This is a genomic window from Marinobacter sp. L-80, assembly GCF_056859395.1.
Genome location: NZ_JBSXOI010000056.1, coordinates 163339 through 176042, shown reverse-complemented (window position 1 = coordinate 176042; position 12704 = coordinate 163339). Strand labels below are relative to the sequence as shown.

The window sequence follows — 12704 nt, the reverse complement described above, 5'->3', positions numbered from 1 at the left end:
TTTTTCAATCTTTATATCGGATTACGCGACGGTAAAACTCTCGCCGCAACCGCACTCTGCGGTGGCGTTCGGATTGCGGAACTGGAACATGGAGTTCACGCCCTCCGTCACAAAATCGATCTCGATGCCGTTCACCAGCGGCAGATGCTCTTCTTTCACGAAAACATCGACGCCATCAATGTGAAACACCTTGTCGTCGGCGGCGGTGTCTTCCACCCATTGGGTTTCGTATTTGAAGCCGGAGCAGCCACTTTTCTTGATGGCCAGCCGAATGCCCTTGGCGTCCGGCTTTTTCTCCAGCTGTTTGCGCACGTGCTTGACCGCGCTGGGCGTCATGGTGACGGCGACGGTCGGGGTGAAGACTTCGGCTGTCATAATTCCACCTCCATCAGGCAAACAGACGCTGGACTTTCTGCAGGGCGGTAAACAATGTATCCACCTCGTCCAGAGTGTTGTAGAACGCGAATGAAGCCCTGGCTGTACCGGGAACTCCATAGAAATCCATCAGCGGCATGGCGCAATGGTGACCCGTGCGGATTGCGATTCCCTGCTGATCCAGCAGCGTGCCTATATCACTGGGGTGCAGGCCGGCAATTTTAAAGGATATAACCGGCACTTTGTTTTTTGCCGTACCGATAATCTCCATGCCGGGTACGGTTTCCACCAGCTGGTTGGCCCGCTCAAGGAGGCCGGTCTCGGCCGCTTCCATGGCGGAACGATCCAGGCCGTTCAGGTAGTCGATGGCGGCTCCCAGTCCGACTGCCTCGGCAATGGCCGGGGTGCCTGCCTCGAATTTGTAGGGCAGGGTATTCCAGGTGGTCCGTTCAAAGGACACTCGTTCGATCATCTCGCCGCCGCCCTGGTAGGGAGGCATTTCCTCCAGCAACTGGGCCTTACCGTAAAGCACGCCAATACCAGTGGGGCCAAACAGCTTGTGCGATGAGAACACGTAAAAGTCGCAGCCCAGCGCCTGAACGTCCGGCTGGTAATGAGGTACCGCCTGGGCCCCGTCCACCAGGGTGATGATGCCGTGGGCCTTGGCCTGTTCAATCAGGGCCGCCACCGGGTTCACCGTGCCAAGCACGTTGGAAACGTGGGTGATTGCCAGCACCCGGGTCTTCTCATTGAGCAGGCTGGTGAAGGACTCGAGGTCCAGCTCGCCTTCCGGTGTCACCTGAACAGGCACCACTTTCGCACCCGTGCGCTCGGCAATCATCTGCCAGGGCACGATGTTGGCGTGGTGTTCCATGTGGCTCACCAGGATCTCGTCACCAGCCTTCAGGCGCGGGGCGAGCCCATTGGCAACTAGGTTGATGGCCTCGGTCGTGCCGCGGGTCCAGATAATTTCCCGGGTGCTTTCGGCGTTCAGGAAGTTTCGAACCGTCTCGCGGGCACCCTCGAAGGCGGAGGTCGCACGGTCTCCCAGCGTATGGGCGCCCCGATGGACGTTGGAGTGCATCTCACGGTAATACCGATCCATGGCATCCAGCACAGCCTCCGGCTTCTGGGCCGACGCACCGTTGTCCAGATACACCAGGGGCTTTCCGTTTACCTGCTGGGACAGGATCGGGAAATCCCGGCGAATCGCGTCCACGTCGAAGGTGGTGCGCTTGGCGGTGCTTGCCACGGACAGATCGGTCATAACCGGTTACGCCTCCTGAAATGTCTGTTCGAAGAAGTGGTTCAGACGGCCCTGGACCGTCTCCCGCACTGCTTCAACCGGAATCTGCTCGACCAGCTCGTTGATAAAGGCCATGGTGAGCAGAACGTTCGCCTGACGCCGGCCGATACCCCGTGAAACCAGGTAAAACAGCGAGATTTCGTCAAGCTGGCCGATGGTCGCGCCATGGGCACATTTCACGTCATCGGCATAGATTTCCAGTTCCGGCTTGGTGTCAATCTCTGCCCCGTTGGACAGCAGCAGGTTCTTGTTGTTCATATCCGCATTGGACTTCTGGGCGTCCTGATGGATATGAATCCGGCCATTGAACACGGCGTGGGACTGGTCCGCTGCGATATTCCGATAGGTTTCTTCGCTGTTGCAGTGGGCAGCCACGTGCTCGATGGTGGTGTGGTTGTCGTAGTGCTGTTTGCCCTGGGTAACAACTACCCCGTTGAGCTTGCACTCAGCGCCTTCACCTTCAAGCCGAACCTGCAGATCGTGCCGGCGCAGGGGGCCACCAAACCCAACGGTATGGCTTTCAAACCGCGAGCTGCGCTGTTGCAGGACGCCGGTGGAGCCAATGTGCTGGACGTTCTCGCCTTCCATGTTCAGGCGAATGCTGGTGATGTTGGCGCCGTCGGCCACATTGAATTCAGTGACGGTATTGACCATGACCTGGGCCGAGCCGCTGGAGATGTACTCCTCCACCAGCGTAATCTGGCTATGACGGCCGGCATCCACGAAAATGCGCGGGAAAGCCGAACCGCTGGCCTCGGCCGTTACCTCGTGAACAATGAACAGCGGCTGGTCGAGCACTGCGTCCGGCTTCAGGCGAATCAGCAGGCCGTCTTCAAAACGGGCTGAATTCAGCCGGGCCATCTGAACCGCCTTGTTGTCCAGGGTGCTGTCCAGGCGATCCGCCAGATCGCTGGCTTCCTCATCGCTCAGATCGCCGAAGCTCTTGATGCTGATGCCGTCCAGATCCGGATATTCGCAGGCCTCTGGCATCATTACACCGTTAAGGAACGCAACCTTGTAGCCGGGCACTGCCAGGCCGCTGCCGGTCTTGCCATCCGCCGGCAGGGAGATGGCCATGTCGTCGGTCAGCTTCAGGTACTTGCTGGAGTATTTCCAGTTTTCGGTTTTCCGGGTCGGCAAGGGCATGTCGACCAGAGCGGTTCCACGCTGCTTGCGCAGGGCGAGCAGGGGCTCCGGCAGGGACTGCCCGGCCGGGTGCAGGAACGCGGTGGAAAGAGTGGGTGCTGGTTTCATTCCGCGACCTCCTTAGTTGGCTGAACTGTCGGCAGTTTCTTCATCCTTGATGCCCAGCCAGCCGTAGCCGCGTTCTTCCAGCTCCAGCGCCAGCTCGCGGCCACCGGATTTGATGATCTTGCCGCCCGCCAGAACGTGCACGTAGTCCGGCACAATGTGGTTCAGCAGACGCTGGTAGTGGGTCACCATCAGGATGGCGCGGTCTTCCGCGCGCAGAGCATTCACGCCGTCAGAAACAACCTTCAGGGCGTCGATATCGAGCCCGGAGTCGGTCTCGTCGAGAATTGCCAGCTTCGGCTGCAGCAGCAGGGCCTGCATGATCTCATTACGCTTCTTCTCACCACCGGAGAAGCCTTCGTTGACGCCCCGCTTCAGGAACGCCGGATCCAGATCCACCTGCTTGGAAATTTCTTTGGCGAGCTTCATGAACTCCGCCGCGTTCATCTCGTCTTGGCCCTTGTGCTGGCGCATGGCATTCACGGCGGTGCGCAGGAACTGCAGGTTGCTCACCCCGGGGATCTCCACCGGGTACTGGAACGCCAGGAAAATGCCTTCGCGGGCACGCTCTTCAGTTTCAAGTTCCAGCAGGTTGTCGCCGTTCAGGGTGATTTCACCCTCGGTAACTTCAAATGCTTCGTTGCCTGCCAGCACCTGCGACAGGGTGCTCTTACCAGAGCCGTTGGGGCCCATGATGGCGTGAACTTCCCCGGCCTTGATTTCCAGGTTGATGCCCTTGAGGATTTCTTTGCCCTCAACGGATGCGTGCAGGTTCTTGATGCTCAGCATTTGTAGCGTCTCTCTCATTTAACCGTCTGAATTCTGTTGCCTGCCCCTAACTGGGCGGAGTCAGCCATCGGGCAGGCCCTTCCGGGATACGCTGTAAATACATCCCTGTACGCTCGACGAAATCATCCCTGATTTCGACGATCCCGGAAGGGCCTGCCCGACGGCTTCTGCGATACTTTTGTGCTTGCCGTCCTGTTAACCAACGGACCCTTCGAGGCTAACTTCAAGTAGCTTGCCGGCCTCGACAGCGAACTCCATGGGCAGCTCTTTGAACACTTCCTTACAGAAGCCGTTCACGATCATGGAGACCGCCTGTTCCGGGTCGATACCGCGTTGGCGGCAAAGGAACATCTGCTCGTCGCTGACCTTCGAGGTGGTTGCCTCGTGCTCTACGATGGCCGACTTGTTCTTGCTTTCAATGTAAGGGAACGTGTGGGCGCCGCAGCGGTCGCCGATCAGGAGCGAATCGCACTGGGTAAAGTTACGTGCACCTTCCGCCCCGGGGCCGAATTTCACCAGGCCGCGGTAAGCGTTGGAGCTCTTGCCGGCGGAAATACCCTTGGAGATGATTGTGCTGGAGGTGTTCTTGCCCAGGTGAATCATCTTGGTGCCGGTGTCGGCCTGCTGGTAGTTGTTGGTCAGTGCCACGGAATAGAACTCACCAACGCTGTTTTCGCCACGCAGGACACAGCTCGGATACTTCCAGGTGACCGCGGAGCCGGTTTCGACCTGGGTCCAGGAAATCTTGGAGTTCTTGCCGATGGCGGCGCCACGCTTGGTGACGAAGTTGAAGATGCCGCCTTTACCTTCTTCATCACCCGGGTACCAGTTCTGCACGGTGGAGTATTTGATCTGGGCGTCGTCCAGGGCCACCAGTTCAACAACCGCAGCGTGCAGCTGGTTCTCGTCCCGCATGGGCGCGGTGCAACCTTCAAGGTAACTCACGTAGCTGCTGTCTTCGGCAATAATGAGAGTACGCTCGAACTGTCCGGTGTTGGCTGCGTTGATGCGGAAATAGGTGGACAACTCCATGGGGCAGCGAACGCCCTTGGGTACATAGACAAACGTACCGTCGGAGAAGACCGCGGAGTTCAGCCCGGCGAAAAAGTTGTCACCGGCCGGCACTACCGAGCCCAGGTATTTTTTGACCAGCTCCGGGTAATCCTGAATTGCTTCGGAGATAGAGCAGAAGATCACGCCGGCTTTGGCCAGTGGTTCCTTGAACGTGGTTGCTACGGAAACCGAATCGAATACTGCATCAACCGCCACGCCCGCGAGCTTCTCACGTTCGTGCAGGGGAATGCCCAGCTTTTCGTAGGTTTTCAGAAGCTCCGGATCCACTTCGTCCAGGCTCTGGGGCATGTCTTCCGGCCGCTTGGGCGCGGAATAGTACGAAATCGAGTTGTAGTCGATTTTCGGGTAGCCCACGTGGGCCCAGTCCGGCTCGTCCATCTCGAGCCAGCGACGGTAGGCTTTCAGACGCCACTCCAGCATCCATTCCGGTTCTTTCTTGAGGCCGGAAAGGCGGGCGATAACGTCTTCATTAAGGCCGGGTTCGAATGTGTCGGATTCAATGTCTGTTACAAATCCGTATTCGTATTCCCGTTTGATCAGCTCGTTCACCTCGGTGTCGGTGGTCGCCATGATCGTCGCTCCGTATTCTCTCATCGCGGGCTTGTGCCCTTGGTGTCGCCGGCAGCCTCATGAATGGGCTGTCGATCGGATGTCATCAGTTTGGGTGTTGCAGTGATCGCTCATCCTGTGAGTACGCCCTGCAATCGCTTTTTGGATGACGGATTTCCAAAGCTGATGCTGATAATTAAGCAGAAAAGCAGCTTGAATCCATCGCTTCTGGGCAGCGATTATACAATACCAGAGTAAAATAGTCAGGTATTAATTTGAACGTGGGGTGATTATACCTTAATCGGCCTTTGGGGCACTAAGAGGGTGGTAATGAGGCTGATAGTCAGGTTCTTGCAGGACTGGAGTTTTTGAGAAGGACGCCAAGCGGGATTGCCTCCCAAAACACGCCGTGAACCCATCCCTGGGGGCTCGGCATTGCCATCCATGGCAATGCACGGTTTTGGGAGGCAATCCCGCTTGGCGCCTCAGACTAATTGCTAGTCGCCGGTAGCCAGGAGTCTGGTGAGGTAGCTGTGCTCCAGAGTTTGTGGAAGATTAGCCGGTTTTGGAATCCGCACGATATGCCCGCTGCCCGGCGCATAGTCCATGGCCTGGCCGTTTCGGTTCTCCATGACATTAGCCGAGAACCGGATGTTGCCGGCCGGGCTGATCAGTTCCAGTTGGTCGCCGGGGGCGAATTTGTTCTTCACGTCTATGGTCAGCCACTGGTCATCCTTGCCGGTAATGGTGCCAACCACCTGCTGGGTGCCAAGGAATGAGGAGCCCTGTTCGTAGGTCTGGTATTCCCGGGGCATATGGCGGCGCAGGAAGCCTTCGGTATAGCCCCGGTTGGAGAGGGCTTCCAATTCGTCCATCAGGTTCATGTCGAACGGCTTGCCCTGCACCGCCTCGTCGATGGCGCGACGGTAGACTTGGGTGGTGCGGGCCACGTAGTAGGTGCTCTTCGTGCGGCCCTCAATTTTCAGGGAATGAACGCCCATCTTTGCCAGTTCAGCGACGTGTTGAACGGCTCTCAAATCCTTTGAGTTCATGATGTAGGTGCCGTGCTCGTCTTCATAGGCGGGTATGAATCCGCCCGGGCGGTTGGGCTCTTCCAGCAGGATTTCTTTCGGTGCCACCTCCTGTACATCGCCGCCGCCGCAGGTGGCGATCAGGTCGCCGGTCTGGTCGTGGCCGTGCTGGACCTGTTTGTAGTTCCAGCGGCAGGCGTTGGTGCAGGCGCCCTGGTTGGCGTCCCGGTGGTTCATGTAACCCGAGAGCAGGCAGCGGCCAGAATAAGCCATGCACAGGGCGCCGTGAACGAAGACTTCGAGCTCCATCTCCGGGACCCGTTCGCGGATCTCGCGAATTTCATTCAGGGCCAGTTCACGGGAGAGGATGACTCGGCTGATTCCCTGACGCCGCCAGAACTCTACCGTGGCCCAGTTCACCGCGTTGGCCTGTACTGAAAGATGGATGGGTTGGTCTGGCCATTTTTCCCGCACCAGCATGATCAGGCCGGGATCCGACATGATCAGCGCGTCGGGTTTTTGTTCCAGTACTGGCGCCAGATCCCTCAGATAGGACCGCACCTTGTCGTTGTGAGGTGCTATGTTGGAGACAAGGTAGAACTGTTTACCCAGTTCGTGGGCCCGTTCAATGCCCGCGCCGAGGGCTGCAACGTCTTTGAAACTGTTGTTTCTTACTCTGAGTGAGTAGCGGGGCTGGCCGGCGTAAACCGCATCGGCGCCATAGGCGAAGGCGGTTTCCAGGTGTTCGGGGGTGCCCGCGGGGGCAAGCAGTTCCGGGGTGTTCATAGTGGCTCCGGGCGATTCTGAAAGCGGGGCATTTTGCCGTATGCTGCCGGAGGCTCCCTTGATCCTGCTCAAAGGTAGTATTGATTGTTTTCAGCTAACAAGTGTACGCTCACAGCGTCGGCCAATATGGCCACAGAATCGGAAAAGAGGAGTTCCAGATGGGATCAAAGCCTCTGACGCCAGAGGTGGCGCGGGCTTCGCTGAGTCTCAGGGTGAGTTCCCTGATCAGTGTACAGCTTGCCCGTGGCAAGGTTGGTGTGGAAGTCGTGGCGTCGCAGCTGCATATGAGCCGTTACACGCTGCACAAGAAACTGAAGCGGGAAGGGCTGACGTTTGCCCGTTTGCTGGAGGATGTTCGCCGCAGGCAGGCGCTGACCTACATGCAGGACAGGACCAAACCGCTGGTGGAGATTGCCGAGCAGCTCGGTTTTTCGGAGTTGAGCGCATTCAGCCGGGCTTTCAAGCGCTGGATGGGGACATCCCCGGCTGAATACCGCTCTGTCAGGCTATCCTGATCCGGATTAGACTTTTTTGAACACCAGTGAGGCATTGGTACCACCAAAGCCAAAGCTGTTGCTCATCACCAGGTCCAGTTTCTGGTTATCCATGCGTTCCCGAACGATCGGGTAGCCTTCGGCCCCTTCATCAAGGTCCTGGATATTTGCCGATGGAGCAATAAAGCCTTCACGCAGCATGATCAGGCTGTAAATAGCCTCATGTACGCCCGCCGCGCCAAGAGCGTGGCCGCATAGGGGTTTGGTGGAGCTCAGCGGCGGGATCTTGTCGCCAAACGTCTCTTTCAATGCTTTCAGCTCGGTGATGTCTCCGGCCGGGGTGCTGGTGCCGTGAGTATTCACGTAGCTGATTTCGCCATCCAGGTTCTTCATTGCCTGCTTCATGCAGCGCACTGCGCCCTCGCCACTCGGGGCAACCATATCTGCGCCATCGGAAGTTGCACCGAAGCCGACGAGCTCTGCCAGGATGTTTGCGCCCCGCGCTTCCGCGTGCTCCAGCGCTTCAAGGGCCAGCACACCGCCACCACCAGAAATCACGAAGCCGTCCCGATTCGCGTCATAGGTGCGTGACGCCAGTTCAGGCGTGTCGTTGTATTTCGTCGACAGGGCGCCCATGGCATCGAACAGCAGGCTCAGGGTCCAGTGGATATCTTCGCCACCGCCGGCAAACATGACATCCTGGCGCCCGAGAGCGATCAGATCGGCGGCATGGCCGATCGAATGCGCGCTGGTAGCGCAGGCAGAGGTGATGCCGTAGTTGATGCCGCGAATGCCAAATCCGGTTGCCAGTGACGCATTGATCGCACTGCCCATGGTGCGCGGCACGCGATAGGGCCCGACACGGCGGATACCGCGGTCGCGATGGGTATCGATGGAATCCAGCAGCTCAACCGTCGAGGCGCCGCCCTGGCCAAAGATGATACCAGTGGTGTCGGCCTTGATGTGCTCATCGGTCAGCCCGGCCTGCTCGATAGCCTCAAGCATCGCCAGATAGGTGTAACCGGAAGCGGGGCACATGAAACGCCACAGTTTCCGGTCAATCAATTCGGGCAGGTTCAGGTTGATCTGGCCGCAGATGTGGCTGCGCAGACCATTGTCCCGGGCTTCTTCGCTAAAGCCGATGCCAGAACGGGATTCCCTGAGTGACTGTGCGACTTCCTTCTGGTTGGTACCAAGGCTGGAAACAATGCCCATACCGGTGATTACAACACGACGCATCCTGTTAACTCCTAAAAATCATCGGTCGAGGTGAACATGCCGACCCGCAGGTCTTTGGCTGTGTAGATTTCCCGGCCATCTACTTCCATCCGGCCATCGGCAATTGCCATGGTCAGTTTGCGCCTGATCACGCGTTTGAGATCCAGACGGTAGGTGACTTTCTTGGCCGTCGGCAAGACCTGGCCAGTGAACTTCACTTCACCGGCGCCCAATGCGCGGCCTTTCCCTTCACCGCCACCCCAGGCGAGGAAGAAGCCTACCAGCTGCCACATGGCATCGAGGCCGAGGCAGCCCGGCATCACGGGATCATCAACGAAGTGCACCTTGAAGAACCACAGGTCCGGATTGATGTCGAGCTCCGCTACCAGGCTGCCCTTGCCGTAGAGGCCGTCGTCGTCCGCAATGTGCGTGACGCGGTCAAACATCAGCATCTCGTTGATGGGCAGGCGCATGGAGCCGGGGAAGAGCTCGCCATGGCCGCATTTGATCAGGTCTTCTTTATCAAAATGATCCGGGTTCATAGTGCCAGTGTCTCTGTTACAAAATGATTTCCTCATACTTTAGCTCGAATTTCGGGAGCTGCTATTGACCTTTAGTGGATGATTGCCGGTTTGAAGTTCCCCGAACTCGTCTGTTAATCCCGTTTGATGGTCATCAAGGTGCTTGTGCGACCCCGCGAATACAATCATCTATCAGAAGTCCGTTCTGTGACATCCGGAGATTCGAGACTGGCAAGGAGGGCGTATGTCCGGGAATGAGGAAATTATCGCAGGCAAGGTTCGGCGCGAGGGTGACCGGGTTTTGGTACGTCTTGAAAGAGAAACCGGGCACTTGCCTGAACGAGTCTGGAAAATGCTGACAGACTCGGTGTGTCTGGCGGAGTGGCTGGCGCCTGGAAAGCTGGATGCCAGGCTCGGCGGTCGGGTTCAGCTGGATTTCGGTAACAGTGGTATGCCGATCGATTGTCGGGTCACGGATTGCCAGCCGAATCGTCGCTTGGCCTATTCCTGGAGTTCGGGTGATTCCCCTGAGCGTCCGTTGATATGGGACCTTGATCCCATCGACGAGGGAACCCGCCTGTCGCTGACATTATTACTGCCTGATGATGAGGTGGTGCCGATTGCCTGTGCGGGCTGGGATGCTCATCTTGAGATGCTTCTGGCGGCATTGGAAGGAATCAGTATTCACTTCCCTGCCAGCCGGTTCCGCCAGGCAAGGGCAAGGTTCGAGTTGCTGGTCAGGCAGGAGTTGGCTGCCTGACCAGCGGTTCAGCCTTCACGACCATCGGGTCTGGGGCTGGCGAGGATGCCGGTGTAGCGGTACAGGAACATACCGAAGGCAAACAACCAGAGCAGGGTGCTGCTGCCAATGCCGGGGTGCCAGGGAATGATTTCGAAGGCGGTAAGCACCCGTATCAGTGCGGCCAGATGAATTGCAACGAACGCAAGCACCATGCCTTTGGGCAGCACCAATGGTCTGCCGCTGTGGCCGAGGGCGACCCGGGCAATGACCCCGAGAATCAGGCACGCGACCGCGCCGGTTCCGGCGGCGTGACTCCACGCGTTGGACGGCCAGCCCGCGAACAGTGTGCCCGCGAGCAGGAACAGGGACACCGGCACCCACAGGATGGACAGGTGCAGAATCCAGAGCAGGGGCTCCTGGCGTACGAGCCAGCCCTTCCATCCCGCCAGACGCACCAGCATAAGCCCACCGGACAGCAGCGCCAGCAAACCAGTAACGGTTTGCCAGCCAGTCACCAGGGATGCCATCAGCAGAATCAGGCTGAATACAGTTGCCATGTCCAGCGCGGGAATGGTCTTTACAGCGTTGCTGTCGAGTCCCCTCTGGCGCAACCAGCCGGTGGAAAACGCCGGAGTGATGCGGCCACCGACAATACTGATCAGTGCCATGGCCATGATCAGGGCACCATAGCTGAAGGCCATGTCGAGGCGGGTGACAAAGCCGATCTGCATCAGCCAAAGCAGGCCGAGTACCACCATGATCATCAGTTGTCGTTTTTGCCGGGCGTGCCAGATACGCCAGCCGGCATCCACCATCACCAGGGGCAGGAATGCCAGGTTTACTCCCTGAACCAGCCAAAAGGGCAGGTCAGCACCGGTTGCCAGCAGTACACGGCCGGCCAGCCAGATGCCCCAGAGCAGCACCAATCTGAATCCATGAGTTCGTTCTGTCTGGGTCCAAACACACACTGCGGTTAACAGGAACCCCGCGATCGCTCCCGACAGAAAGCCAAACAACATCTCGTGCTGGTGCCAGAATAACCCGGGCATGGCCAGTGGAAGACTGATAACACCATTGACCTGCATCACCCAGAGGGGAATGACGGCAAGGGCCAGAACGGTCATGGACAGAAAGAAAATCCGAAAGGGGTAGGAAAATAATTGGCTGACGCTGACCGGCGCCCGTTCAGGGGAAGTAGGAATGGCCCGCATAGATGTCTCCCATATACATGTATTCTGTGTATATGTTAAACCCTGACAACCGCGTTAACCATACCTGCTTGTAGGTAGATTGCGTACAATGCGGCAAAACGCCTGTTAACTAAGGAACTTTCATGACCGCGTACATGATTCTGAAACACCTGCACGTGACCACCGCGTACCTCACCATCACACTCTTTGCCCTGCGTCTGCTCCTGGACGCCGTCGGAAGACCTGGGTGGCGACAGACACCGCTGCGGTTTATTCCCCACATCAACGACACCATTTTGCTGGTGGCGGCGATCTCTCTGGTTTTTGTGGCCGGGTACGCTTCGGCCATGCCGGGTTGGCTGATTGCCAAAATTGTCTTACTGGTCGGCTACATTATTGCTGGCGTGTTCGCTCTGAAAACCACCCTCGGAAAGCCCGTTCGAATTTCCGCGGCGGTCCTTGCCCTGGTGCAGGTGAGCGCCATCCTGCATCTGGCCATGACCAAGCCATTCTGAGTCAGCGCTTATTGCTGATCTGCTTCGTCAGCTCCGCCAGTTGCACTTGAACGGCCTGGAGCTGGCGGGCGATCTCATCCCGCTCATCGTGGGCTTTCTGGGCCTGCTTGGCGTTCTGCTCCTCGCTCATGACCTCCAGGATTGCCCCGATCATCATGTTCAGGAAAACAAACGCAGTCAGGAAAATAAAGGTGATGTAGAAAACCCAGCTCAGCGGGTATTGCTCCATGGTGGCGTACATCACATCGGTCCAGTCTTCGAAGGTAGCCACCCGGAACAGGGTCAGCATGGCAATGGCCACATCTCCCCAGAGCTCCTCATCCACGCTGGCGAAGAACATCGACCCCATGGCCGCGTAGATATAGAAAATGATGAACATCAGCAGGGCGATGTAGCCCATGCGCGGAATCGCTTTTAGCAGCGAGTTGATCAGGAACCGGAGCTCCGGAACCACCGACACCAGGCGCAACACCCGGAAAACCCGCAACAGACGTCCCAGCAGAACCGCTTCGGAGTTATCCAGAGGAATCAGGCTGCCGATGACCACCAGGGTATCGAACAGGTTCCATCCGTCGAACAGAAAACGTTTCTTGTTGGCGCACACACCGAATCGGAACAGGATTTCCAGCAGGAAAAACAGGGTGATGGCGTTGTCCATCACGATGAGCGACTTCTCCACCAGGGGCGGCAGATCATAGGTTTTGGCGCCAATGGTCAGTGCCGACAGGATGATGATGGTGATGACTGCGCCCTGGAAAACCTTGCTGGACTCAATGCGGCGGAGTTTCTCGAAACCGGAGGCGGGGCTTATTTGGGACGACATGGCAGACTTCGGCTCCAGATAATTCGGGGGGAGGGCGGAA

General features: G+C 57.9%; 13 protein-coding genes. 3 read left to right on the top strand and 10 right to left on the bottom strand.

The features are described 5' to 3' along the window. Nucleotides 1-21 precede the first annotated feature (21 nt). The 6 genes from AC13E3_RS08155 to trhP form a co-directional block, all read right to left on the bottom strand. Nucleotides 22-375, bottom strand: a complete 354-nt coding sequence (locus AC13E3_RS08155; protein ID WP_008169339.1) for a HesB/IscA family protein — start codon at nt 373-375, stop codon at nt 22-24. A 13-nt stretch (nt 376-388) separates the two neighbouring features. Continuing rightward, a complete protein-coding gene (locus AC13E3_RS08150) occupies nt 389-1642 on the bottom strand; it encodes an aminotransferase class V-fold PLP-dependent enzyme (RefSeq protein WP_008169340.1) in 1254 nt (417 codons plus the stop codon). Nucleotides 1643-1648: 6 nt separating this feature from the next. Next, nucleotides 1649-2935, bottom strand: coding sequence for a Fe-S cluster assembly protein SufD (gene sufD / locus AC13E3_RS08145; protein WP_008169342.1), 1287 nt, complete (start codon nt 2933-2935; stop codon nt 1649-1651). A 12-nt stretch (nt 2936-2947) separates the two neighbouring features. Further along, the gene (gene sufC / locus AC13E3_RS08140; RefSeq protein ID WP_008169344.1) at nt 2948-3721 is read right to left on the bottom strand and encodes a Fe-S cluster assembly ATPase SufC; all 774 of its coding nucleotides are present in this window, start codon (nt 3719-3721) and stop codon (nt 2948-2950) included. A gap of 195 nt (nt 3722-3916) precedes the next feature. Continuing rightward, nucleotides 3917-5365: a Fe-S cluster assembly protein SufB gene (gene sufB, locus AC13E3_RS08135; protein ID WP_008169346.1), complete on the bottom strand. Its 1449-nt coding sequence runs from the start codon at nt 5363-5365 to the stop codon at nt 3917-3919. Between the two features lie 476 nt (nt 5366-5841). Then, a complete protein-coding gene (gene trhP, locus AC13E3_RS08130) occupies nt 5842-7161 on the bottom strand; it encodes a prephenate-dependent tRNA uridine(34) hydroxylase TrhP (protein WP_008169348.1) in 1320 nt (439 codons plus the stop codon). 158 nt (nt 7162-7319) lie between these two features. Here trhP and AC13E3_RS08125 point away from each other — a divergent pair, with 158 nt between their 5' ends. After that, nucleotides 7320-7676, top strand: coding sequence for a helix-turn-helix transcriptional regulator (locus AC13E3_RS08125; protein WP_008169350.1), 357 nt, complete (start codon nt 7320-7322; stop codon nt 7674-7676). 6 nt (nt 7677-7682) lie between these two features. Here the strand turns inward: AC13E3_RS08125 and fabB are convergent, their stop codons facing one another. Both fabB and fabA read right to left on the bottom strand, forming a co-directional pair. Continuing rightward, a complete protein-coding gene (gene fabB / locus AC13E3_RS08120) occupies nt 7683-8894 on the bottom strand; it encodes a beta-ketoacyl-ACP synthase I (RefSeq protein WP_008169352.1) in 1212 nt (403 codons plus the stop codon). 11 nt (nt 8895-8905) lie between these two features. Then, the gene (fabA, locus tag AC13E3_RS08115; protein ID WP_008169354.1) at nt 8906-9415 is read right to left on the bottom strand and encodes a bifunctional 3-hydroxydecanoyl-ACP dehydratase/trans-2-decenoyl-ACP isomerase; all 510 of its coding nucleotides are present in this window, start codon (nt 9413-9415) and stop codon (nt 8906-8908) included. Nucleotides 9416-9638: 223 nt separating this feature from the next. Between fabA and AC13E3_RS08110 the strand changes: the two genes are divergently transcribed. Continuing rightward, on the top strand, nt 9639-10154 hold the full coding sequence (locus tag AC13E3_RS08110; RefSeq protein WP_008169356.1) for an SRPBCC family protein: 516 nt from the start codon (nt 9639-9641) through the stop codon (nt 10152-10154). An 8-nt stretch (nt 10155-10162) separates the two neighbouring features. Here AC13E3_RS08110 and AC13E3_RS08105 read toward each other — a convergent pair whose 3' ends face one another. Further along, nucleotides 10163-11347 (bottom strand): NnrS family protein, encoded by a 1185-nt coding sequence (locus AC13E3_RS08105; protein WP_482901898.1) that lies wholly within the window; start codon nt 11345-11347, stop codon nt 10163-10165. 122 nt (nt 11348-11469) lie between these two features. Here AC13E3_RS08105 and AC13E3_RS08100 point away from each other — a divergent pair, with 122 nt between their 5' ends. Beyond that, a complete protein-coding gene (locus AC13E3_RS08100) occupies nt 11470-11841 on the top strand; it encodes a SirB2 family protein (RefSeq protein WP_008169360.1) in 372 nt (123 codons plus the stop codon). Nucleotide 11842: 1 nt separating this feature from the next. Here AC13E3_RS08100 and AC13E3_RS08095 read toward each other — a convergent pair whose 3' ends face one another. Then, the gene (locus tag AC13E3_RS08095) at nt 11843-12664 is read right to left on the bottom strand and encodes an ion transporter (RefSeq protein ID WP_482901897.1); all 822 of its coding nucleotides are present in this window, start codon (nt 12662-12664) and stop codon (nt 11843-11845) included. Between the last annotated feature and the right edge of the window lie 40 nt (nt 12665-12704).

What these genes read in the sequence shown, in the direction of transcription:
- AC13E3_RS08110 (WP_008169356.1), top strand. Translation starts at nt 9,639, where the DNA reads ATGTCCGGGAATGAGGAAATTATCGCAGGCAAGGTTCGGCGCGAGGGT.
- AC13E3_RS08100 (WP_008169360.1), top strand. Translation starts at nt 11,470, where the DNA reads ATGACCGCGTACATGATTCTGAAACACCTGCACGTGACCACCGCGTAC.
- fabB (WP_008169352.1), bottom strand. Translation starts at nt 8,894, where the DNA reads ATGCGTCGTGTTGTAATCACCGGTATGGGCATTGTTTCCAGCCTTGGT.
- sufC (WP_008169344.1), bottom strand. Translation starts at nt 3,721, where the DNA reads ATGCTGAGCATCAAGAACCTGCACGCATCCGTTGAGGGCAAAGAAATC.
- AC13E3_RS08150 (WP_008169340.1), bottom strand. Translation starts at nt 1,642, where the DNA reads ATGACCGATCTGTCCGTGGCAAGCACCGCCAAGCGCACCACCTTCGAC.
- AC13E3_RS08105 (WP_482901898.1), bottom strand. Translation starts at nt 11,347, where the DNA reads ATGCGGGCCATTCCTACTTCCCCTGAACGGGCGCCGGTCAGCGTCAGC.
- AC13E3_RS08125 (WP_008169350.1), top strand. Translation starts at nt 7,320, where the DNA reads ATGGGATCAAAGCCTCTGACGCCAGAGGTGGCGCGGGCTTCGCTGAGT.
- AC13E3_RS08095 (WP_482901897.1), bottom strand. Translation starts at nt 12,664, where the DNA reads ATGTCGTCCCAAATAAGCCCCGCCTCCGGTTTCGAGAAACTCCGCCGC.
- sufB (WP_008169346.1), bottom strand. Translation starts at nt 5,365, where the DNA reads ATGGCGACCACCGACACCGAGGTGAACGAGCTGATCAAACGGGAATAC.
- sufD (WP_008169342.1), bottom strand. Translation starts at nt 2,935, where the DNA reads ATGAAACCAGCACCCACTCTTTCCACCGCGTTCCTGCACCCGGCCGGG.
- fabA (WP_008169354.1), bottom strand. Translation starts at nt 9,415, where the DNA reads ATGAACCCGGATCATTTTGATAAAGAAGACCTGATCAAATGCGGCCAT.
- AC13E3_RS08155 (WP_008169339.1), bottom strand. Translation starts at nt 375, where the DNA reads ATGACAGCCGAAGTCTTCACCCCGACCGTCGCCGTCACCATGACGCCC.
- trhP (WP_008169348.1), bottom strand. Translation starts at nt 7,161, where the DNA reads ATGAACACCCCGGAACTGCTTGCCCCCGCGGGCACCCCCGAACACCTG.